Source organism: Nitrosomonas oligotropha (genome assembly GCF_009833085.1).
Taxonomy (GTDB): Bacteria; Pseudomonadota; Gammaproteobacteria; order Burkholderiales; family Nitrosomonadaceae; genus Nitrosomonas; species Nitrosomonas oligotropha.
The window spans coordinates 78,077-102,682 of record NZ_QRBZ01000035.1 but is presented as its reverse complement, the minus strand read 5'-3'; the positions used below and the strand labels follow the sequence as shown (position 1 = coordinate 102,682).

17 protein-coding genes are annotated in these 24,606 nt (G+C 44.0%); 7 read left to right on the top strand and 10 right to left on the bottom strand.

Going from position 1 to position 24,606, the window contains the following annotated elements:
• A partial coding sequence (locus ABD07_RS11765) for a tyrosine-type recombinase/integrase (RefSeq protein ID WP_420813529.1) occupies positions 1–346 on the top strand: 346 nt, incomplete at its 5' end.
• 273 nt (positions 347–619) lie between these two features.
• Here ABD07_RS11765 and ABD07_RS11760 read toward each other — a convergent pair.
• Positions 620–1,003, bottom strand: coding sequence for a hypothetical protein (locus ABD07_RS11760; protein ID WP_160818426.1), 384 nt, complete (start codon positions 1,001–1,003; stop codon positions 620–622).
• A gap of 504 nt (positions 1,004–1,507) precedes the next feature.
• Between ABD07_RS11760 and ABD07_RS11755 the strand changes: the two genes are divergently transcribed.
• The 5 genes from ABD07_RS11755 (at position 1,508) to ABD07_RS11735 (ending at position 6,345) form a co-directional block, all read left to right on the top strand.
• Positions 1,508–1,840, top strand: a complete 333-nt coding sequence (locus ABD07_RS11755; protein ID WP_160818425.1) for a site-specific integrase — start codon at positions 1,508–1,510, stop codon at positions 1,838–1,840.
• A 25-nt stretch (positions 1,841–1,865) separates the two neighbouring features.
• Positions 1,866–2,111, top strand: coding sequence for a tyrosine-type recombinase/integrase (locus ABD07_RS11750; RefSeq protein ID WP_160818424.1), 246 nt, complete (start codon positions 1,866–1,868; stop codon positions 2,109–2,111).
• Positions 2,112–2,223: 112 nt separating this feature from the next.
• A complete protein-coding gene (locus ABD07_RS11745; protein ID WP_160818423.1) occupies positions 2,224–2,640 on the top strand; it encodes a hypothetical protein in 417 nt (138 codons plus the stop codon).
• Between the two features lie 179 nt (positions 2,641–2,819).
• Complete coding sequence (locus tag ABD07_RS11740; protein ID WP_160818422.1) at positions 2,820–3,818, top strand: AAA family ATPase; 999 nt, start codon at positions 2,820–2,822, stop codon at positions 3,816–3,818.
• Between the two features lie 25 nt (positions 3,819–3,843).
• Positions 3,844–6,345 (top strand): S8 family peptidase, encoded by a 2,502-nt coding sequence (locus ABD07_RS11735; protein ID WP_160818421.1) that lies wholly within the window; start codon positions 3,844–3,846, stop codon positions 6,343–6,345.
• 39 nt (positions 6,346–6,384) lie between these two features.
• On the opposite strand, the gene ABD07_RS11730 is transcribed toward ABD07_RS11735, so the two are convergent.
• The 5 genes from ABD07_RS11730 to ABD07_RS11710 form a co-directional block, all read right to left on the bottom strand.
• Positions 6,385–7,026: an HNH endonuclease family protein gene (locus ABD07_RS11730; RefSeq protein ID WP_240142536.1), complete on the bottom strand. Its 642-nt coding sequence runs from the start codon at positions 7,024–7,026 to the stop codon at positions 6,385–6,387.
• Positions 7,011–7,670, bottom strand: a complete 660-nt coding sequence (locus tag ABD07_RS11725; protein ID WP_160818420.1) for a hypothetical protein — start codon at positions 7,668–7,670, stop codon at positions 7,011–7,013. The genes ABD07_RS11730 and ABD07_RS11725 overlap by 16 nt, the downstream gene beginning before the upstream one ends.
• Positions 7,671–7,861: 191 nt before the next feature.
• Positions 7,862–9,154, bottom strand: coding sequence for a Y-family DNA polymerase (locus ABD07_RS11720; RefSeq protein ID WP_160818419.1), 1,293 nt, complete (start codon positions 9,152–9,154; stop codon positions 7,862–7,864).
• Complete coding sequence (locus ABD07_RS11715) at positions 9,147–10,538, bottom strand: exonuclease domain-containing protein (protein ID WP_160818418.1); 1,392 nt, start codon at positions 10,536–10,538, stop codon at positions 9,147–9,149. The genes ABD07_RS11720 and ABD07_RS11715 overlap by 8 nt, the downstream gene beginning before the upstream one ends.
• Positions 10,535–11,152, bottom strand: a complete 618-nt coding sequence (locus tag ABD07_RS11710) for a LexA family protein (RefSeq protein WP_160818417.1) — start codon at positions 11,150–11,152, stop codon at positions 10,535–10,537. Before ABD07_RS11710 ends, ABD07_RS11715 begins: the two co-directional genes overlap by 4 nt.
• A 312-nt stretch (positions 11,153–11,464) precedes the next feature.
• On the opposite strand from ABD07_RS11710, the gene ABD07_RS11705 reads away from it, so the two are divergent.
• Positions 11,465–14,008 carry a DNA phosphorothioation-associated putative methyltransferase gene (locus ABD07_RS11705; protein WP_160818416.1) on the top strand — a complete coding sequence of 848 codons (2,544 nt, stop codon included), beginning with the start codon at positions 11,465–11,467 and terminating at the stop codon, positions 14,006–14,008.
• Between the two features lie 30 nt (positions 14,009–14,038).
• Here ABD07_RS11705 and ABD07_RS11700 read toward each other — a convergent pair whose 3' ends face one another.
• The 4 genes from ABD07_RS11700 to ABD07_RS11680 are packed head-to-tail and all read right to left on the bottom strand — an operon-like array spanning position 14,039 to position 24,540.
• Entirely contained in the window at positions 14,039–15,508 is a 1,470-nt protein-coding gene (locus ABD07_RS11700; RefSeq protein ID WP_160818415.1) for a restriction endonuclease, read from the bottom strand.
• A complete protein-coding gene (locus ABD07_RS11690) occupies positions 15,489–21,248 on the bottom strand; it encodes an FtsK/SpoIIIE domain-containing protein (protein ID WP_205010689.1) in 5,760 nt (1,919 codons plus the stop codon). The genes ABD07_RS11700 and ABD07_RS11690 overlap by 20 nt, the downstream gene beginning before the upstream one ends.
• Positions 21,245–22,777: a hypothetical protein gene (locus tag ABD07_RS11685; RefSeq protein WP_160818414.1), complete on the bottom strand. Its 1,533-nt coding sequence runs from the start codon at positions 22,775–22,777 to the stop codon at positions 21,245–21,247. The genes ABD07_RS11690 and ABD07_RS11685 overlap by 4 nt, the downstream gene beginning before the upstream one ends.
• Positions 22,774–24,540, bottom strand: coding sequence for a hypothetical protein (locus ABD07_RS11680; RefSeq protein ID WP_205010688.1), 1,767 nt, complete (start codon positions 24,538–24,540; stop codon positions 22,774–22,776). The genes ABD07_RS11685 and ABD07_RS11680 overlap by 4 nt, the downstream gene beginning before the upstream one ends.
• Positions 24,541–24,606 lie beyond the last annotated feature (66 nt).

Sequence of the window (24,606 nt, the reverse complement as noted above, 5' to 3'; positions counted from 1 at the left end):
CCGTGAGTGCTTGGAAATACTGGCTTTGTTAGAAAAATACAAATCAGGGAATGACGATCATGTGTTTGGTCGAAAACTCAGCGATGTAGCCGTTAGTAAAATGCTCAAAAGCGTTTCTTACCCTGAAGCTACTGTGCATGGACTTCGGAGCTCGTTCCGTGATTGGTGTGGCGACAAAACCAATTTTCCACGGGAAGTTTGCGAAGCAGCATTAGCTCATGTGATCGAAAATCAAACAGAGGCCGCTTACCGGAGAAGTGATTTATTTGAAAAACGACGTGAGTTAATGGTGAAATGGGGAGATTATTTAGATAAGGTAACGCCGAATTTTGATGTACTAGCTTAGTTCAGATCATATACAGCAACTGAATTGACCACTCAACGGCCAACTCAGACGATTAAACCCAGTAGCTGACAGATTCTGCTTATTGGGTCTAATATCATCTTGCGCTTTTGCAACACTCAATGGCTGAGCTATCTGGCCCAAAGATTGCATTCCACCATCAATTGCCCGATCACGCGATGCAAATTATCAATATATCAATACTGTCCTTAATGTCTTTAGACGCCGTCACTACGTACAAAATAACTTCGCAATCTGTTCGTTTAAATGACGCTTCTAACTAGGATCACCAATATCTAGCTTCTTGCCATCAACTTCAACGAAACCAACTAGTCGATTTGGATTAGGATGATCTGGATCATATTGAATTTCTGGATCTTCTCCTAGATATGCATTGAATCCTGCGTTATTTAACTCATTGATAGCGTTTCTATTGGGCTTATCTCCTTCACCATCGGGCAAAGGTTTACGCAAGTACTCTTTTGCAATCTCTTCAGCAAAATCAACGCGCTCTTGATCATCTGAGGTTAGAGTCTGGTAAACCTCAGGGGAATTTATCACATTATCTTCTCTATTTAATAAGTCTGGCTGTATTTTGATTTTTCTCAGCTCTTCAAGAGCTTCAATTACATCTTCCTTTGAGGGCGGCTCTAAATACATGTTGATTTCCCTGTTTACAATTGTTTGATGTGCGACTGAAGTAAATGACTATTTGTGTAGCTTACCTTACTTCCTCGTTCAAGTAACGGAGGGCTGTAAATACAGACCTTAGTAATCAGCTGTAGAATATAAAGGTTTTTTGCCTTTAAGACAATCAGCCTAATATTTTGAAAGTCGCCTGTGTGAGCTTCTCTGACGTGAGAGCGAGAGGGAGCGTAGATAAGGCGGTGATGCTGTAAGCTATGAGACTTGGCAAGCGCATAAATCAATAGAGGCGGGAGCAGCATCGGTACCACGTAAGTCAAGAATACCCATTTAGCCTATCGTAACGAAATAGCCCATTTCCAGAGAAGCGGCGGCAAGTTTCCGGTCACGGCGCGATATATCGCCTCATATCTAGCCGTTCATGCCAATACTCTGTCACTTGCGACTCTCAATCACTGGGTAGTTGCGATCAATCGTGCGCATATTGAACGAGGATTTGTCTCGCCCACGCAATCCGTATTGGTTGCCGATACCTTGCGGGGTATCCGCCGCATCAACGGCAGAAAACTGCGGCAGGTCATGCCATTGCTTAAATCTGATCTCGTAAAAATTACGAAAAACTTATCCGGGCTTATCGGACTAAGAGACAAAGCAATGCTGCCGATCGGCTTTTCCGGTGCATTCCGTCGATCTGAATTGGTGGCCTTGCAGGTGGAGGATGTACAGTTTAAGTCTGAAGGTGTACTGACTCAATTGCGTCGCAGTAAAACAGACCAGAATGGCATCGGCAGAAATGTCGCCATTCTCTATATCAAAAGCCGTCATCGGTACGAGCATAAAGATGTGTCTTGAAAAATCAACCATCTAAACCGGTGCATTGTTTCGCCGTAAGAACCGCTTCGATCAAGTAGCGGATTATGGGTTATGTGCGGCATCCGTTGCACTGATCATCAAGCAACGCGTGAAAAATGCGGGATTGAATCCCAAACAGTACTCCGGGCATAGATTACGGGCAGGCTTGGTTACAAGTGCCGCACAAGCCGGTGTCAGTTCATGGAAAATCCGTCAGCAAACTGCGCATAAGTCGGATGTCATGTTGCAACGCTATATCCGCGACGGTTAGTTGTTTCAAAACAATGCCGTCAGTCAAATCTGGTGAGCTGAATGTCCGATGAAGAATGTGTGATGCCCATCCGGCAAAGCAGCATAGATCACTTTGTAGTGTGTATTCCGTCATGAATGCAGCGGAAATCGTCATCGGTAAATTTCACTATGACCGCAAGTTAAAACATAAAGCCAGTAAGCGAAGAATTTTGTTTAAGAAATTGCTTGGATATTTGACGAAACATGACGTGCTCGAAGATACCTTGATTTGGGGATTTGATGATATTGATGCCAAGGGCGGCTTCATTGACATCGCCACTAAATCCGCCCAAAAGTACCAGAAGCGAAAACTACGCAAGCAAATCGCGTTTGATACCGATGATGTAACATTAGATGAATATTGGAAAAAGCTCACCGAGCACCTGAATCAACCGGATACCGCTGTCATTATCAGTATAAGCGGCCGCATTCAGCAATGCGACATGCGTTCGAAAGATAACATCCAGTGCCCTGATTCTGTCAGATTCTTTGGGAAGAAGGCGAATTGACAAGAGCCAATGCTCGATTGATGAGGGAAGTGGGGATAGGTATATTTTGTGGCCGACAATGACATATTTGTTGTCGATTACAAAATCTAGTACCAAAATCGAATCTTGAAACTATTTTGTCAATTTGGGCTATGTTAACTTTAACTATATGCTGCTATAGTCACTAAAAGGGATCGAAAATGGCCAGTGCAGAACAATTAAAAGCTTTATTAAAATCGCATATTGATGGTGATGAGGCTCATTTTTACTCTGTTGCTATGCAGGTTGCTGCACATGAAGCAAAAGTTGGTCACGGAAAACTAGCGGAAGAATTACGTGCCATGATTGACTTGGCTAAAAGAAATCGCGCTAAAGATATTGTTGTTCATAAACTTACGCCGATCAATCAGCCACGAGGCGAACTATCAAATTTACTTGAGGTATCTTACCCTCGAGCACGCCTATCGGACATGATTCTTGTTCAATCCATTGAGGACAGACTCAAACGGATAATTAAGGAACAGCGTCACATTGGCAAAATTCTCGATCATGGCCTGTGTCCTCGGCGGAAATTACTATTAGTCGGACCTCCAGGTACCGGAAAAACACTTACGGCTTCAGCTTTGGCGGGAGAACTTGGGATTCCGTTGTTCTTAGTTCGTTTAGATGCATTGATCACCAAATACATGGGAGAAACTGCGGCTAAGCTTCGTCAAGTATTCGACTCAGTGCGTGATGTGCGCGGTATCTATTTCTTTGATGAGTTCGATGCTATCGGTTCTCAGCGAGGGATAGCCAACGATGTTGGTGAAATTCGAAGGGTTCTTAATAGCTTCCTGCAAATGATTGAGCAGGACGAGTCAAATAGCATCATCATTGCCGCTACTAATCATCCGGAAATTCTTGACTATGCACTGTTTCGCCGCTTTGATGATGTCATTGAATATGGACTTCCGAGTCTCCCGCAAATCATTTCAGTATTAAAAAATAGACTGACCAATTTTTCTCACCAAATCAAAAATTGGGATGCTGTGGCCAGTAAAGGTGAAGGTCTTAGCTATGCAGAAATAACTCGTGCAGTAGATGATAGTATCAAAGATGCCATTATTCATGACCGCAATACTATTTCTGAGAAAGAAATATCTAGCAATATTGAGGAGCGTAAAGCTTTTCGCAGTCGTAATTTAATTTCTCGTTAAAAACTTCAAACCAGTAATCAGTGTCATGCCAGAACAGAAAAATGATCGGCGATTACACTTCATTTTAACCAGTACATCACATACTGAACAATTCGAGCATCCAACTTCAGGCTTCCGGAAGTTACAAACCCCTATGCCTGATCGCCAGGCGCATGGTCAAAGTTTACTTAATCAATTTAACAAACTAAAGTCTCAAACAACAGAAGCTACTCAGAAACAACGTGAAGCTGGATTAGATTCGGGATTCGGGGTACAAATTCAGTTCAAAAGTCAGCCAGATATTGAGTTGGCATTCGAGAGTCTATCCAATTTACGCGCAAAAATTGAATTACTGAATGTTCACCACAAAGACAATACCACTTTTGCCACCGTCTTTGTGCCAGAAGGAAAACTTGATATTTTTGAAAAAATCATTCAAGACTATCTTGTTGATAAACGTGGAAAAGATGGAAAGTCGCTTGATCATAAAGCCTTGGTAAATACGATTCGTGAAGTGCGGATCGCCACTTTCGAGGCACTCTACACCGATGATCTGGCTGTGCTGCCTACTGATGAAGAACAAGCTATCTGGTGGGAAATCTGGTTGCCTGTTAGAGACAACCGGAATGATACTCTAACCCGTTTCAGTACTGTAGCGACTGGTATCGGCTTTAAATTGTCCTCTAAAGTACTCAAGTTTCCCGAACGAACCGTATTACATATGCGAGGTTCGAAACGGCAGATAACCCAATCGATATTGTTACTCAATCATGTAGCAGAAATCCGTTGTGCAAAGGAAACTGCCGAGTTCTTTGATAGCATGATGCTGTTTGAGCAAAGCGAATGGGTTAACGATCTCTTGAAAAGAACGAGTTTTGCGACAAATAATGTTCCTCATGTTTGTATCCTCGATACAGGTGTGAATCGAGGGCATCCATTATTAGCACCCGCAATTGACACAAACGATCTTCATTCCATTAATGGCGCCTGGGGAACCCAGGATAACCACGGTCATGGCAGTCAAATGGCTGGATTGGCACTATATGGTGATCTGACTGAATTAATGGCATCTAATATGCCTTTGGTCGTTGGCCATAGACTGGAATCGGTAAAGTTGCTTCCACAAGATCATTCTAATCAAGGCGAACCTTATGGCGAGCTAACGATTGAAGCTGTAGCACGGCCAGAAGTTACGGAACCCAATCGTCAACGAGTTTTTAGCATGGCTGTCACAGCCAGTGATAATCGTGATCGTGGACGCCCTTCGGCATGGTCAGCTTCGTTGGATAGTTTGGCTTGTGATTATCTAGGGGAAGGATTAACTCCGCGCCTCATCGTGGTATCTGCTGGCAATGTTGATAGTAATGATTGGCGGAATTACCCAGACAGTAATATCACCGATAGTATTCATGATCCCGGACAATCTTGGAATGCTCTCACTGTAGGTGCATATACAGAAAAAATTAATATTACTGAACAGGATGCTCAGGAATATCAGCCAATCGCACCTGCTGGAGGACTGAGTCCTTTCAGTACAACATCGGTTACTTGGCTTAATACTCCGTGGCCTTATAAGCCAGATGTGGTATTTGAAGGGGGAAATGCTGCACTGGATGCAATTAGCTCCGTAGACATGCATAGTCTTAGCTTGCTGACTACTCACCATCAACCCACAGAGCGCTTGCTTACCACAGCGAATGCCACCAGTGCTGCATCGGCGCTTTGTGCACGCATGGCGGCGAAGATCATGGCTCAATATCCGCACTTATGGCCGGAAACCGTTCGTGCGCTTATTGTTCATTCAGCTGAATGGACGCAGCAGATGAGAAAAGACTTTTTATATCCAAAACTTCGAAAAGACGATTACGCCAGGATGATCCGATGTGTGGGCTATGGGATCCCTAATCTTGATACCGCACTTTGGAGTTTATCAAATTCACTTACATTAATTGTTCAAGATTCGCTCCAGCCATTTCAGAAAATTACAGATAAAAACCCTTCACCAAAAGATATGCATTTACACCGCTTGCCATGGCCACAGGAGGTTTTATCGGAAATGGGTGAAATGCAAATTGAGATGCGAGTTACACTCTCATACTTTATAGAACCCAATCCGGGTGTGGTCGAGCGAGGCATTAAGGGACGGTACCGCTATGAATCACACGGATTGCGATTTGAAGTCAAGCGACCGACAGAAGATGAAGCCAGTTTCCGGATGCGTGTGAATAAACGCGCCCGCGACGAAGAAGAGGGAAGCTATGATGGTCAAGGAGGTAGCGACCCAGCCTGGCGTTTAGGCACAAAACTTCGTCATCTCGGATCTATTCATTCCGACACATGGATTGGTACCGCTGCTGATCTTGCCGAGCGTGGCATTCTCGCCATTTATCCCACTCTAGGTTGGTGGAAAACTGCTGTGAAGTTGGAGCGGTACAACAACCAGGCGCGATATGCTTTAATGGTGTCTATCAAAGCCCCAGAAGCGACTACTGATCTTTACAATGAAATAGCTAATAAGATTAAAATACAAATTCCTATTGCGACTTGATAATCTGAATCTGCCAATGAATAATCTAGGAATTCAATATCACCGGCAAGTCTCAGCCAACATTCTCAACGTTTTTAGCTCCCGGCTGCTGAACCACAACCGATACTTTTCCTTGATGGATGTCCAGCGTCTACCGTACTCGCACCAGTAGTCTTTTCGTGGCGGCAACCACTCATGAGGAGCTTTATCGGATTTGGATTGATTCACCGAATCCGACACGACTATTAAATTCTCAGAATCATTTGCAAATTCCCGGCGTTGCTTCCTGCTCCACTTCCCAGCGCCATGCTGGTGAGCATGTGCGAGTGGCACAATATGATCAATGTCCACATCGGAAGCCTTGGTGAACACTTTACCGGTATATGCGCCTACCCATTCACCTTTCACAACAGTGCAATGCTTGGAGTTTTTAAATTGCACAGGCATCCTGCTGGCCGCAATTAGCATTTCTTGTCGTGTATTTTGACAATCACCATCGGCATCGATCCAGTGAGGCCAGTCTTTCCGGTTATACGGTTTCTGCGATGTCTGATAAGCGCTGACACCGGCATTTTGACTGAGATAGCTTTCCCCTTTATTAGCGGCGCAACCTGAGAATATTCCGAGAGTAGCGATCAACAGGAATGCCTGGCAAGCGATTCTCTTTGATATTATTGTTAATCTTTTCAACTGCATTTCCATAAAACAATACCGTCAATAATATCCGTTCCAGTTTCAGGCTTAGATGCATTGAGCAACGCAAACAGCTTGGTATTAAGTAATTTAGATGCATCCGGTTCATCTGAAGAAATTAATCGAGCCTTTAAATTACAGGCACGGTCTTGCCACACTTGCGGATAACTTTTGACATTGAAACCTCGTGCAACAAGAATCTCTGCAACATAAGGCTCCTTCTCGACTATAGCTGGATTCCAGTGGACTTTTTTCAGGGTGTGCAGGCTGCCCAATAATGCGAGTATCGGAGCTTGACCGATCTGCTCAGCCAATTTTATTGCCATCCATTCATCACGATTGGTCTTTAACTCTAATTCAGCATCAATAGCGATCAGCTTTAAACAATCGTTGTGTTTCCGTATTCCAGTTAATTTTTTTAACAAACCCCGAAAAGGCAGATGATCAATGGCTGGTGCGATCTTGATGTCAGTTGCCATTGCCTGGCCTTCTGTCATTCCATCAAGCAACGATTGCTGGCTGCTGGCAATCTCCAAGGCGATGGTTAAACATTTACTCTGTTGCAAGTAGCTGGTTATCAATGACTGGAAATACTCAATGGCTTCCGGTTTTTTATGGGTTTCGCCAATAATTGTAATGCTATTGGGCGTCATACCTGCAAGGATTCGGTTATACCCATTCTCTGCGTAAGCGGATGAGGAGAATAGCAGAGTAACAAAAATGAGGAATCGCACGATGTCTATAAACCTGAATCTGTTAGTTGGATATATGCAGAGCTATGTTTTATCGGATATATTCGGAATTTCTTTTAATACGAATAAACAAAAGATACTTTGTCTGCCAATCACTCGGTAACACAAATCAACTCATCCCAGTTCGTCGTATAGTTGGGGCTTTTGTTTCCCTGCTTCATTTTCCAAGGCTGCTTGAATCCCTCGGATGCGAGTTTAATCGTTCCCCTACCCATACGAACATTGATCTGATCCATGACACTCATCAATTTACTGGATTGAGTATCGGCTATTGATATTGAGCCAAAGAGATCCAGTTGCCGGTATTGTCGAGGTACCAGTTCAGATAGCATCACCCCCGCTTTTTGATATTTATAGCCGCGGCGGTAAATTCTGCGTAATCCCCAAAGTGCAACCTTGGTCAGCAATCTCGTATCGTCCGTTTGCCTTGGCAGCGCAATCGTCATACCGTTGGCATAATACGGTTCTTTTTCATTGAACGAGCTGGTGCGGATGCTGACGTGCACCGATCCGGCATAAGACTGTTGCCGTCTTAGCTTTTCTGCGGCGCGGCTGATATAGAGCGACACCGATTCTTCCAAACTGGCCAGATCGGATACCGGAATACCAAAGGATCGGGAACTGACGATCTGTTTTTTCGATGGATTGATTTCTTCCAGTTCGATACAGGCCGTGCCATTGATTTCCCGGATGATCTTTTCCATCACAACCGAGAAACGGGTACGCAGTTGCGATGGTGATGCTGTTTGGAGATCCCACACGGTTTTGATGCCGATTTCATGCAATTTAGGTGCAAGCCGCCTGCCGACACCCCAGATCTCCCCTACTTCTATTTTGCTAAACCAATCTTCTTGTTGCTGAGGCGATAAGCTATTGAGATCGCACACACCATTAAATTCAGGGTTCTTTTTAGCGATATGATTGGCCAATTTAGCCAGTGTCTTGGTCGACCCTATGCCAACACACACCGGCAATCCCGTCCATTTTTTGATGCGTTTTCGGATTTTCTGGCCATAACCGGTATAGCTGTGTCTTTTGAATCCGGTGAGATCGAGAAAGCATTCATCAATCGAGTAGATTTCCTGTTCGGGACTGAACATACCTAAAATGCTCATGACGCGGTTGCTCATGTCAGCATACAGCGCATAGTTGGATGAATAAGCGATGATGCCGTGCTTCCTGGCCAAATCTTTCAGCTGAAACCACGGTTGCCCCATTCTGACACCCAGCGCTTTCACTTCATTGCTTCTCGCAACTGCGCAGCCGTCATTATTGGATAATACGACAACCGGCCTGCCTTCTAGCTTGGGATTGAATACCCGTTCACAACTAACATAGAAGTTGTTCACGTCAATTAACGCGATGGAACGGTTATGCTTATCCATGCAATGCGATTACTTCGACATCTTTGCGGTTCAGGAATTTAAGCAGATAGCGATAGGTATCCCGGTCAAAACATGGGTTTGCCGATAATTCTTCTAATTCCTGATGATCCTTGACACTCCCCAGATGGCACCACTGATCAAAGACATGTATTTCTGTGATGTCATAGTCCGGGTTGTATTCCCGGATGCCAATGCGGCCAGCATACGGCCATGCCAATAGTTTGTAATGGCTCAAAGCCGCGAGCAGGCGCAGCCAGTGTGATTCGGCGGATTCTTTTCCAGCACACAATCCTTTGCAGTGTTTCAATTGATGTGCAAAACATACACCGGGGCCTTTTTCCAATCCCAATGCCTTATCACATAGTCCGTATTCGTCGGCCAGCTTGTTTAAAACCTCGACAGCCTGCCGCTTGGTTTTAAAAGTGCCATAAACATTTTCTGCGGCACGCCAGTCGATGTCGCTGTCATTGATCAAGGTCACCAGTGGTTTGGCATTAGGATCGCTCGATATTTGCCAGGCACAGAGTTGCCGCTCACGCCGGAGTTGCCGGTTATGGATGGGTTGGTTTTCCTTGATCAGGCGCGATTCCAGTAGCAGTGCGCCAAGTTCTCCACTGGTGATACGGTACTCGACGCGTTTGATTTCCTGGGCGATGCGCATTTCTTTGGCTGAGCTATGATCGCCCTGGAAGTGGTTGAATACGCGGGAGCGCAATGAAACGCTTTTGCCGACGTACAGCAATGCGCTATCGCCATGGAATAAATACACACCACAGGTTTCCGGGATGGTATGGATATCCAGATGATCGAGACCCGTTGGGGTCGCTTGCTGCTTCAGCAGTGTTTTGACGGTTTCCTGAACGGTTGATTCGCCGAATTCACGGATCGCGACCTCGATGAATGCCGCCATCATTTCGGTATCGCCCATGGCGCGGTGGCGTTGGGTACAAATCAGCTGAAACCTATCGATTATGGCGTTGAGGCTATGTGAATGATGCTGCGGATAGAGTTTCCGGGAGAGTTTGACCGTGCACAGCAGTTTCTTCTGGAAAGTAATGCCGGTGCGCTTGAATTCGTTTTTGAGAAAACCATAATCGAAACGTACATTGTGTGCGCACAACACCGCTTGATCGAGCCATTGCAGCAACGTTTCACATACTTGCGCGAAAGTAGGCGCATGGTCGACCATGTCCTGAGTGATTCCCGTCAATCGCTGAATGAAAGTTGAGATACTGACTTCCGGATTGATGAGCGTATTCCAGCGCCCTACTTCGATACCATTTTCATAGCGAATCAAGCCGATTTCAGTGATGCGATCCTGGGTTGGTGTGGCTCCTGTCGTTTCCAGATCCAGCAATACATAACACGGCAACAGTGTGCTCATTTAAAACGGCGGAACGATCCTATCACGACACCAAATATCTCAAACTGCGTATCCGGGCGGATGTAAATAGGTTTGTAAGCACCCGTTGAATTGGCTGGTAGCAGCCGTGGCGTCTTGTTTGCGCCGTGGTCCAGGATTTTGATGGTGAATTCACGATCCACTACGGCCAGCACAATATCGCCGATACCAGGTGTTTTGGAACGATCCACCACCACTTTATCATCCGGCAGCAAACCCACATCAATCATCGAATCTCCCTTGATTGTCACGAAGAACGTAGAGGCAGCGTGATCGATCATAAACTCACTGATGTCCAGCCGTTTCTCGACATGATCATCAGCTGGGCTGGGAAAGCCTGCCGCAACTTTGGTAGAGAACAATGGTAATAGCGTTGGCTGCTCACTGATTATGGGCGTGAAAAACTCTTCGACTTCGATTTCTGCGATGGCTTTTTCATCCGCAGCATTTGCTCTTTTGCATTGGAAGGCTTCCAGAAAGCTTTTGATCGTTGCCGTCTGGCTTTGCGGTATACGCATTGTCACTGTTGATTCGCCATACTTACCCTGACCAGCTGGCCTGCCTGCATTTTCTCTTTTTCCGCCTCGGTTGGACATGTTTGAATGTTCCTACAATTGATATATGTATCAGTATTCAAACACACCAGCTGTAGCTATGTCAAATCCACAAAAACAATGGAAGTGATATTACAGATAATAGAAAGGGAATTACTAAATTTGATTGGAAAGTGATGGTTTTTGAATTTGCTACTTTAATCAACTGACGGCAATCACACTTAATCAAAATCTATACTTTATAATGAGTAACATCGTATGCAAGATTACGAAAATCTAGACTAACTAGCATATTAGGTATAATTTAATCAAACTGGCATCTGAGAATTAAAGATTTTTGTTGCACACTGAATAATGGCAGAATCAAACAGTACTGGAAAATTTGTTCATTCATCTCGTTACCTGCATATAGAAGCATTCAATTCACTCAGTATAACGGATTTAGAGTTAATAGCCGAAGCAGAAAAACTTGCGCAAGTTACTAAAGGCGTTAATTACAATGTTGTTCGAATCTCTGAAAATAAAGAATCAATTTCCTTTCTCCATTATCCTGGTTTTTTTGATCGACCTTTTCCAAGACTAAACGCAAGTTGGCGTGTTGAACTCCATGGATCTGGACGAATCCATAATCGCTCCTACACTGATTCACTAAACCCACCTATCCTTCATCGTAAAGAACTCCTACTTCCGCCTGATCATAAAGAAATTTCAAAATTTCAAGCACTAACTAATATAGCTGAAACCTTAGGTCTCTTTGATGATCCTTCCAGGATTGGCTTTAAAAACCAATGGGAGAAATTGATTACTGAGAAAGGGTATCGGCTGTTTGATTATGAATTTGTTCCACTCGGTAATGACTTCTCAGAACTTGATAACGAAAGTAGCACTTCTACTTCTGATGAAGTGCAGCGGCATTTAACAGCTCTAGTACGGTATGGATTTTCTGCGCCTATTCAAATACTCGCAAGATTTAGTTTTCTTGATGGTTCGCGCAGTATTTTTGATTATGGTTGTGGTCGTGGCGATGATTTACGTGGTTTGCAAGAAAATGGTATTCAGGCATTAGGTTGGGATCCGCACTTTGCACCAGAAAAGCAAAAGACATTATCTAATATTGTTAACCTAGGTTTTGTCATTAACGTTATTGAAGATATCAATGAACGTATTGAAGCGCTTCAAGGAGCCTATTCTTTAGCACAAGAACTGCTTGTGGTATCGGTGATGTTAACAAACCAATATGCAGTTAAAGGTAAACCCCTTTATGATGGAATTTTGACAACTCGAGGTACTTTCCAAAAATTTTATACACCAAATGAACTAAAAATCTTTATCGAACAAAATTTGCATGAAGAATCAATTCCAGTAGCTCCGGGTATATTTTTTGTTTTTAAGGACAAAGATGCGGAACAACGTTTCTTGGTTGACAGAAGCCGTTCACGTTCGAATCTATTGCGCGCTGCTAGCCAGATACAACGTGCATCAAAACCAAGTAAGATCGAGAAAGATCTCGCACGCTATACCAAACATCAGGCTCTGCTCGATTCAATTTGGCTTCAATGGTTAGAAAATGGACGTGAACCGGATAAAAGTGAAGTCATAAATTTACCTCAAATACTCGAAGTTTTTGGTAGTTTGCCTAGAGCACTTCGTTTCTTGCGCAGTCAAAAAGATGATGTCATTCTGGAGGCTGCTCGCAAGATCCGGCAAGATGATTTATTAGTTTACTTTGCGCTTGGAATGTTTGATAAGCGTAAACCCTATCGTCATCTTGATCCTCAATTGCAACGCGACATTAAAGCCCACTTTGCTGATTATGGGACTGCCCAGCTAGAGGCAAGGGAACTACTATTTCAAATTTCGCAACCTGAGCACATCGATGCGGCCTGTCGTGATGCGGCATCAAAAGGACTTGGTTGGTATATCGAGGGCGAGTCATTACAACTTCATTCAAGCCTTGTTGAGCGACTTACCCCCATTCTTCGTATATATGTTGGTTGTGGTGCAGCGTTATACGGTGATATTACATCTGCTGATCTAGTCAAAATTCACATACGGTCAGGAAAGCTTACTCTCATGCGGTTTAATGATTTCTATGGCAAATCACTTCCTAAAATGATACATCGTGTAAAAATATTATTTTATAAACAAGAGTTTCATCTTTTTGAATATGTAGAAGAATTTGAACCTCCTTTCCTTTATCTGAAATCGCGATTTATGAATGAGGAAATGGATAGTTATGCAGAACAGGTTACATTTGACAATCAACTAGAAGCCTTGAATCTCATTGATCTATCAGGTTATGGGCCAAATCCAGCGGAATTCATTTACAACCTTAGTATTGCACGTTGGCAAATCGATGGAATGCGCTTAATTCGGAGTCAATCTATTCCCAATCTTGACACTCCATGTGGTAAGTATTTTACTTATCGCGACTTCATTGAATGTGGCGAAACGCAAGCTAGAATAGGCCTTTCTAATTTACCGAAAGAAGCAGATTCCTATACAGCCATATATGAACTTGCTACAAATATTCTTGATCCAGTTATAGATTATTTTGGAATGATTAAACTAACTTATGGTTTTTGCTCGGCAAAGCTTGCAAAAAAGATATCTGGAAGAATTTCGCCAAATCTAGATCAACATGCTGCTCATGAAAGAAAACGAAACGGTAAATTTATATGCGAACGATTAGGCGCCGCTTGTGATTTTATTATTGAAGACGAAGATATGGAAGAAGTTGCACAATGGGTTTTAGATAATACAACTTTTGACAGGATATACTTTTATGGAAAAGATCGTCCAATCCATGTGAGTTTCTCTAGCTCACCTTCTAGACAATATACAAAGATAAAATCATTAAGTAATGGCAGAATTATTCCTTGTACTTCAAAAAGATAGTAGAAATTACAACATAATGTATCACTTTTATCAAATTAAAATGGTTAAGATATCAGGATAGCATCTAGCGATATCTGGATGTTGCTTAAGTTTTCGCTCTAGGTCAGCGGAGTCCCACCAATCTGTTAATAGATTTGTACTATTTCTAAGTTTTTCTAAATGGTCAAGCAATGAAGAACTTATTCTTGGGTGAGCTATTAATAGAAAACCACCAGCTTCATAATGTTCCAATGTGTCCCGAATATCTTGGACATCACGCTTTCCAATAGTCTTAGATCTGTATTTTATTTGTGCAATTATGCGTATCGTCTTAACTCCTCCTGAAACAACGTCTTTTTGACTTGCATCTTCTACCCAACCTTTTGTATGTTGAGTAGGAATCCTCCAGTCTATAACAATATCCCTACCTCCATCTCTATCATTTGTGTCTCCTACAGGTTTTGCTCGAATAACACCTGGTTCACGCTGTATCAATTCTAAACAGAGACTTTCCATACTTCTTGCATTCAGCGGCGTGTTCCATGTTATCTTTGACTCGGCAAAAAATACGCGATTTTCTATTACTCTACGTTCAAAAAACAATTCCTGTTCTTTCTGAAATGTGTTATAGCCAAATTCACCTTCTACTGCGATTATTGTTCTTTCTCCTATAAAAAGGCAGTGACTATCAATTGGTAAAATCAGAATCTTCCTGTCTAGCTTGTTTTCTACAAGAGATAGAAGTTTTTGACCTTGTTTTATAGTTCTATATGGAATTGCATTTGGAATTCCATTTGCAAACAAAGCATAAGCTTCTTCTCCTCTTACCATGTCTGGTGAAAAAGGAGAAAGCACCCTCTTAAGCGCTGTAATGTTCGTTATGGGCATACGAATAATAGATATGCCTCTTTTTCTTGAAGCAAAATAGTGCCAATTTGGGTATCGTCTTTTGGATGTTATAACGTCATTTGGGTTTTTTAGATATCTGGTTATTAATGGAACCCATGGCGCTGACATTTCTTCCTGCGCAGCTCTATTTGATCGATGAAATGGAACTATTCGATACCATTTGAATACTTCATCTAAAAGATGAAATCCCAACGACGTCCAAGCAGTCATTGAGCGCTTGGCCTGCTGAAAATTGGTTTCGCTAATCCTCCAAGGGCATTGTGTAAATGCAACATGGCAAGCGCCTATTTCATTCGGAGCAATTATGTGCTCCTCATAACGCAGGATGGGAGACGCTAGTCCGAAAGCACGCATCACAGATGCCCATACTATTGCAAATATATCGTGCACATCCGTTCTGTCACCGTCAAATTGATCGCCTACTGTTCGTACGGTTCCCCAAAGAAGAAGTCTATTTTGAGAAGGAAAATTAATAGGGGTCTCTCTAACTAAGAACGGCTCATGCGGTTCCTCGGAACAAGGAAATATCGGTGGCTCTGTCAAAGTATCTTCACCATCCCTCTCGACGACCAAACTGTATAAATTAAATTCTTTACCCATTTGAGCATTCATAGGGAGATATCTGCGGATTTTGCCACGACCGTCTGATTATGCTCGCTAACTCCAAAATTTCATCCTCACTTGCAAAAGGAACCTGTACCAGCATGACTTTTCCTTCACCAGAAAGACGTGCAGCCAAATGTCCCTTTCCCAAAAGCCGTTCAGCACCCGGCTCGTCAAGAACAAGCATCGAGTTCCTCTTGTCTGCAACTTTTAAGACTAAGCGATTCGTCAAGTTTGCACGAAGTTGCATTGGTAGTGCATCTTTGTCAGGTCGTTGTGTAATCAATACTAGGTTAATTCCAGCTGCACGTGCTTTTACTCCCAAACGACTTACATTCAGATCAACGGCATCACGATATTCATTCATCATCATCCAATCCGCCAACTCATCATGAAACAGCCATATGCGCGGAAGCTGCTCGGAAGAAGAGACCTTGCAATTATAGTTATCGAGCTTAGTGACACCTGCCTCAGCCAGTAATCTGTTCCTTCTCTCCATTTCAGCAACTAATTCTTCCAAAGCATAAATAGCCTGACTCTGCTCAGTGATTAATTCACCATCAAGGTGCGGCATGGTGCGAAGCCACGGAAAATCAATCCCGGCCTTAGGATCAATCATACGAATGCGTGCTCTTTTGGGGGAGTTTGTTGCGCAAATATCTAGCAGGAGGGACTGTACCAAGACGCCTTTGCCGCTTCCTGTTTCACCAGCAATTAGTGTATGAGGTCCATGAGACTGATGCCCTCCAAACTCATTTCCTACATTCAGATATAGCAACTCACCATCCGATTCTTTTGCGCCAAGCAGTAGACTATTATTTGACTCAGGTGCGGTTGAAGGAAGCTCGCGTCGTCGCCAAAGGTCCCGCAAATGCAATATTGCCCGATGTGGTCGTTTTACCATGATGATAATTTCCATCGGGGCGGCCAAAATATTGATGACATCAACAGCATGGGACGTCAGCAACTCCTGTCGCTTCTTTTCGACCTTTGTTACAGTCAAATCGTCTGATCCCCGAAAACGCACGAGCGCCGCGTTGGGTGTTAATCGTGCTCCGATGAGTTCTGCCGTCATTTCATAACCGCGCAATGCTCTTTGCAATGATTTGACCGTTGTATCCAGCCAGGCTTTGGTATCTTCATCTTCTTCATCTGAGAAGGTACCTAAACTCACCCATTGAGCGAGTTCGCCAGATGGCCACATTTTTAGCAAATCATTTGGTATAGCATATTCTCTATCCCTCATCTCAGGTACTGGTTGAGATGAAACATTTCCATCTACTGGTGTTGGCGAATTAATATTTTTTGTTTCTTTGGGTGGCTCTGGGCTAACAACCTTGTTATTCAATAAAGATAATGAATCCATTGCTTGCAACATTTGGTTGCTCCTAGACTGAGCACTAGCTTGTTCGTTGTCAGATGCTGATTCCTTAGAAACCTGCGCGTCTTTCCACTCTTCGTCTTCAGACACTACCCGATTGGTTGAAGATGGTTTGTGCTTAGTAGTAGGGCGTGAAGGCTCTACAACATCAGATTTGTCAAAAACTTGTTTCAACCATTCCGCAAGTTGATTAGATAACCACATTTTTAACAATTTATTTGGAATAGCATCTTTAGTGTCTTCTACTACTGATTCCATTTGAAATTCTGTCTTTTCTAATGCTGTTACGAAATCGTTTTGTTTTGTTTCTTTTAGTAGTTCTGGTTCATCGAACTTGTTGTTTGATATGGGTACTGAATTCACTCCTTGCGACATATGGTTGCTACTAAGTTGGGTATCGGTTTGCAATTTTTCAAAGATTGTTTCCTTAGAAACAAGCGCGTCAGCCCACATTTCACCTTCAGATACTGTCTGCATAGCAGAAACCGAATTCTGCTGAGCGAAAGATCGAATTAATCCAGAAACTCTTGTTTTGTCGAAGACTTGCTGCGTACAATGAGGCATTCCTTTTAAAGGTATTACATCTCCCGCATCTACGCATTCCTCAGTGTCATGAATGAAGACATGTGAAAATCCTGCAAGTTGAATCGGAATTTTGTCTTGTCTGATTTCATCTGACCATTTGTGTAGATCCCAACAGTTCATTAAATTCGGATCAAACGGCTCCATGCCTTCTATCATGAAATCCCCTAATCGATGTAGCCAGATTTCACGGTCTATTCGGTTGTGTTTTGGATCAATCGCACGGCTAAGACGAGCAACAGTCTCTTCAAGTTGTTTTGCCGATTTCTTTGCCTGAGTTCTATAACCAAGCGAGCTGACAAATTTGGCTTCAGAAATTGCAATCTTTAGAACGGGCATACCATTCACAATACGAGGGGCAATCGCCATGATATCGGCAATCTGCTCTTCCCGCTGGCCGAACCAAGAGGCTAAATCATCCAGAAAAAACCAACCCATCGGTAAATCTGCACTTTCAAGTCCAGTTCGGATTTGCTCCATTGATAAGACAATACCAAGTAATTCATTCGCATAGTGGCCGTAACGTGCTGCGCGCATAACGACTTGACCGGATAGTGCATTGGCCTGTCCGATAAATCGGTCAATAACGGTTTCATTTTCGTCGATAATTGCTGGATCAAGTCGTTCCAGGCGCTCTTTCAGAAGTACACGAAGGAGTCTGGGTTTGGATGTTGTAGATACAACAATATTGCGATCTACATGCCGGTCATGAATATGACGGATGACATGTACTCCGTTGTTGCTCAAGAGACGACGGTCAACCAATTCATCGAAGTTAACAACCCATTCACCGATCTTGTGTGTCTGACGAAATACATCACCAATATCGCCATCGCGGAAATTGACTTCACGTGCAGGGATGACATTGATCGGCATAGCATTGCCACCTTCGAGGAAGCCCTGTACTAGGTTGAGGTAGCTTTGACCTACATGAGGCTGAACAGGACAAGCAAGATAAACTGCTGTTGCTGTATCAGCTAAACCTATGGGTCGCCGTCTAGACCAGCGCGCCGGAACATGATCAAGCAATTCAGAATGTCTTTCACCGGGTGCGCGTTTCCAGACCAACTTTGCATTGCGTGCAACTACATCCTGAAGCGCCACAAGGTCAGCAACCCGATCGGTACTATCATCAGGGATAATAGCGGCGTCGAGAAAGCCAACGCGCAGTCTAGAGAGGAAGTTCCTGGCGGCTTCGCTAGCCATGACCGACCCGGATTCTTCGTTAACGGTAACATTTTGTTGTTCATACATCCGCCTAATACGCTTGGGATCTGAATGTGTTAACAACAGATCGCATTGCAGGTCATTTTCTTGTTCGACTTTGCTAGATAGTTCGGAAGCTAGAGCACTCGGTAGAGCTTTAGACTCAGCGTTATAAAGCACTATGGAGAAATTACTGCGTTCATGAGGGAGAAGCTTAAGGTATTGTTCTCCGACATTTCCAAAAGCTTTGGCTGCTACACCGGGTTCAATGTCAAGTGCTTCATCTCCATTCGGGCGTGCCCGACGTAGCGGCGGCTCTGCTAGTGTGTAATCATATATTGTGTCAGCTGCTGCAAGGAGTATTGGTTGATCTTGATCAAAACCAATACAGACTTCTGGATAATAATTCGAAATGAGTTCAGTCTGTATCTGGCCAAACAGCAAGTCAGCACGAAAAATATCATCTTCTTTAGCATTTAGAACATTATTGATCAGCTTTGCAGATTGGCGTGCCTTAATACTTATTTCGGCAAGTCGCATCGGATGCCACGGTGTAACAATTGCAGCAGGAGTGCCAGCGCCGACATTTGCAATACCAACACGCAAAATTTCCTGCCAAAGCCTTTCTCGTGAGAGATCATTATTTGCATGTTCTAGAAGAGTATCAAGAAGCTCACCGTAGGCTATAGCCTGTTCTATAAGTGCATCTGATGCAATTCCGGAGCCTTCTTGTGTGACCCAATCTCGTATAGCCTTTGTGTATAAATTCATGAATCGCTCAAACGCTTCATGAATTTTTTTTGTACTGTGTGTTCCCAATATGCTTGACATCTCATTGAGTGCAGACAAAAACGGCGTACTTCTGTCCCCGCTATTTTTGTTAGGGGCAACCAGCCTTCCATCATTTGAGTTGGTTACGTCCCGGATAGTATTAACATCATTGAGCGCTATGCGCTGAATACTACCCTTGGCACTGACAAACTGTCTGGCGATATCTGCTGTCGGCAATAAGGCCCACTTTTCATCTTGGTTGGCGACATTCAACAAATCATCAGGCAAGGCTGTTGCAATAGCATCGATCGGCATTTCCCAGTGGAATATAAGCTTAGTCTTTGCACCTTCGGGATCGAGGATGGCCTCGAATTTGATAGACCGTGCTTCTTTCGAGCCAGAAGTAGTCTTAACAAGATCATCATCGACTTTTGGATAATAAAACTCCAACAACTTTCCAAAATCTAATTTGACATTTTCACCTAGAATTGTTTGAAGCCCTCGGTAACGAAAGGCGAGATATCGCGCAACTTTTGCGTTCTTTCCACGCCAGAAACTTTTCTCTCGGGCATTAGGAATGCGTATTGCCAGTTTGTTTTCTTTCAACTCCTCGTCACTTACACGACGGCGCAAGCTGTCCAGAGTTTCCAGCAATCCCACAAGGAAATCTTGATAAACTTGCGGGTTACGATAGATATAGCGCTCCCATTTTCCAGACAGCTTTTTGTCGCGTGCGAGATGTTCACGGTGGGTTTCAAAGAATTTCTGAAAATCGTCTGATGGCTCCTTGAGAAAATCTCTTGAAAGTAGCTCACGCTCTTCATCTTCAAGCAGATCATCAAATTCATCGTCAAAGAACTTGATTGTTTGTTCTCCCAAAGACAAGGAAACTGTTCTCATAATGCCTCCGAACAAGTCAGAGATTGACCTCCAATCCAGGTCTGCCAACCCTTTTTGGGCATCAGACCAATCATCAATACGCAAATCAGCATCAAGAAAGCTCTGTATAGCCGTTCGTTCTGAATCGGTCAACCGATCTGAGAGATCTTTGAAATTTGTCCGAAGTTGGTCGCGTGGAATAGGTTCCCCTCTCTCTGTTTCTCGAACAAGAAGTGGTCTAACTTTGCTATGGAGACTCTTGAATATCTTGCTCCACTCAGCTAGTGATCTACGTTTTTTCTCGGGTATGCGATCAAAATACCCTGCATAGCGAGGAAGCCTGAGGCTGGGAAGAGCATTGTCTATAGCCTTTTGTAAAGGAAGCCCTTTCAAGATAATTCCGTCCGAAATGGCTAGCACAAAATCTGCGAAGGTCTCGATCGTTCGTGCGGCATGGGAAAGATTCGCAGATTGAAGAGCTGTGAGTAGGTGATATCTTTTATGTCCATCAAGATAGTTAGATGTCAATCCAACTTTATCAATCCAAGCGTCATAGCTTGTTCTTAGAGTGTCAGTTTCGATCTTTGTGATTTTTTCAACGCTCTTGTCATTACGTTGTAGCTCTTCTTGCGATGCAGCAAAGAGTACCGCACGCGTGCCTTCTACCAAACGACAGTGACGCCAGTGTGTAATGGATTGGTCGCTTCTTGCATCCAAAGTCAGTTTGCTTTCTGGATCGAAGAAGGAGGAGATCTTGACTGAAACGATAGCACCCGCATCTGAATCCGCCAAGACTGCCTGCGCAATTGAGCGCACAAGCGATGCCTCTAATCCAAGCATACAAAAACGCAGAGAACCTTCGGGTTCCTGATTTAGATGTGTCTTTATAAAGTCGAGCGCCACTGACGCAATGAGCTCATTTCTTGTCATGCATTGCTCCTGAATGGATTTTCGACGTAAGCACAATCATCAGAAAGTCGGCGTAACAGCCCCAAAGTCCTTAAGCGCTGCTCTAAACGCTGTGTATTCAGCATAAAAGCGTTCTGATCGGTTGGAAGAACCCCAAACGCACGTTCTGCCTCACTGGCGCCAATAACCAGTCGAAAACGGTCATATAGCTTGGCAAGAAACCGATGGTACTCTTCGCGGCCTTCGTCAACAGTACAAATGACAAGCGCTTTGAGCAGCGAATCATCAGGCGAGTACCATGTACCCGCACCTCGGCGTGATACTGCCAACCCAATTTGCCTTGCCCATTCCATATGTACTTTCGCAACGTGTTGTTCGTGACGCTTCTCTGCGTAACCTCTAAGGGCTTCAAATATTGCCTCCGGATCGCCTGAAGGCGAGCCCTCATCGTGTTGCCATTCGTAGCGTTTTGTTAGATATTCTCTTACAGCTTCCGATGGTGCTCTTGCTTGCAACGCGGCATTCCACCGCTCGTCTTTTTTGGCAGATTCTATATACGCACGAACCGCACGCAATGATAGCATTCGATTTGCTCCGAAATTTTCCTTCGAAAGTTCAAACAACGTTGATCTTCGTGGTGAAGCTATCTCCAATACAAATTTGGGCTCGCTTGAATCACCAATCTCTTCATTGGCGCGTCGCAGCATATAAAGCAGCATGTGCAAAGCTGAAAGACGCATCAATGGATCGAACAGTACCTCCCCAGATAGGTCTAATTTGAGAAGCTGAGTCCATGTTTCCGCAAGCTCTTCATATTCAGGGCGCTTGGCAAAAGGAAGATAGCCAATTGTGCTTGAAACTGGATTTGAATCGATTCGGTAACCCTCCGGCAACAATGCACGAACCACACGATTCCATGTCTCGCCTGGCCGCAGTAACTTCTCTGAAATCATTTTCGCTATTTCTACACCCTTGCCACTGCGATTTAGCATCAGGTAAAGCAATTCACCGCTTCGTGCGAAGAAGCGTCGATCTGGGCTCCCTTTTACATTTGCGGGCAAATCTGCATAGAGACAATTTGGGCCGTATGGAAATAGAAAACGGGAACTCCATCGGCGTTGACGATGGGGCTCAATTGCTGTCGTCTGGAAGAACTCGACTACACGGGCAAGCCTTGTGAACGATCCAAAGCGCTCTTGCAGATATTCAAAGTTATCGTCTGTAGAAAATGTCTTTAACCAGGCACGCCACCGTTCCGGGTCAGATTGATAGTTATCCTCAATATAACGAATATGAGGATTATTAAAAACCAATTGCCGTATTGGAATTAGTCGTGGAATATAGTAGGTAAATGATTCATGTGTTCCGTCGCGTTCTCCCTCATGTAGCGCTTTGCCCTCGGCATGTCTTGACTGAAAGATTGCAAGGAACTCTAGAAATACAAGCCATGGGGTCTGGTCATTGTATAGGCGGTGTCCCCAAATAGCTTCATCAACCCAAACATTAACATCGTTTCTGTATTTTGTAGGAGCCTCGAGACGTTTATTCATGAGCCTAACCTGATACGAATGTTGTCGGCATGCACTCGCCCACGCTCATCAACTGTTAGCGCTTGTAAACTGATTTCATCACCTGAAGGTTTTTCACCGATCAGATCATCAAGCCTTTTAATGAGTCGCAATTTGAAATCGAGGAAATCCTCATTACACTGTCGCGAGAAGCTAGCTGGCAGGCTACCACTGGCCACGCGAACAAGATACTCAAAGTGAGTAAGTTGAAGAGTGAGACTATCAACGATGCCATCGCCTTTGGCCGCAGGATCAATAACTTGCAAGCATGGTGTCGCGCCATCCGCTCCTACTGCAAAGTTGAGATAGAGGTCTCTTCGATGTCTAGTTGTCGGCAGGCAATAATTGAGGAGAGACGCTATCCGACCCCGTCCGTCACCTCCAGAGGAGGCAAGATATAGTTCTGCACCATCATCAATCATCATGCCACAAAACGTTCTGTTGAGCCCCCGGACCAAAAGTTCGGTCACGCGTGAAACATCACTGCTATTTGCTAGCCCGTCCAAAAATGTTAAAAACCTGCCTGACGCTTGATAAATGGTTAATCGCCAGGGGTCCAATGCACTTTCCGTCGGCAAAGAAAAGAAAAGGCGCTGCCTTTGCCGGGACAGAGCGTTCATAAACTCCTCTATATTTTCCCGTTCCCCTTCAAGATAATCACGTAGATATACTTCATAGGCCGATGCTCCGTAATGAGTGTCCATCGACACTAATTCTTTGTAAAGTGCCGAATCATCGTATATCCCGTAAATAAGTAAATTATCAAATTTGTTATCTGTTTCGCGTCCGATGCCGAAAGCTTCAAGTGTATTGAAAACCTGGTACTGCTGCCGCTGACGTTCAGGCAGGTTTGTCCCGAACACATTTGCGTAGGGGTTCGTCAGTCGATAATCTTGTTTTTCTGCTCTATTCTTCGCCGTTCGACAATTCAACAAAATTTGCTGCCCTTGCCGGTCGCCCAAAAGAATGTTTACGCCCAGGAGAAGAAGGTCTCGGATAGGTATATGCATGCGGTTGGCGCGGGCAAGCTTCATCAACTCTCCCAGACGCTTTCGAAATACCGACCCGTTACTTCCATTGCGGAGTCGTTCCCGATTTATACGAATGGGGCAAGTCGTTGATCCATCCTTATTGAGTAAGTCACAGCCTTCGCATTGTGACCATTGAGGATGCGCGACAATCTGTTCGACGAGCTCCTGAAAATGCTCAGATGCATCAAGACGGCTAAGATTGAAAAGATCCAAATTAAGAGCGTCGTCACTTGTTCGCTCATCAACCAGCATATCCTCTACAGTTTTGAAAACCTTATGCGCTTCTTCTCCTTGGGAATCCGACCAATCACGCCAGCTGGCGAGAAGTTGACCGTCATTGGCTGCCACAAGATAAACATTGTTTGCGCTACCGCCTGTCACTGCAAGGGCCAGATTGGCGAGCACGTTGTTTTTTTCGCTTACTGTCAATTCGCTCAAATCTTTAATAATCGTAAGCGTTTTTCTGGAAGCAGGAAGTGAGAGTGAGACAATTTTCTCGCCTGCTTTCCATTGCTCAGGATCGCCGCCGAAATTCGTCCAGATTCGTCGGCAGTGGTATGTTTTGCCATCACCGGCTGTCCCCGTCAGTATCACATTGCGAGGCACCGATGACTCAAAGTTCTCCTGAACTTTCTGCAATCTGGCAGGAGTAATGTGAATTGCAGGATCAATCCCATGCCGTTCTATCTCGGATTGAATTAGTTCGTCGTACATGTTGTCCCCAGCAGGGATAGGCCCGTAATGCCGTAAGAAAGTAATCAAATTGTTAATATGAGTCAT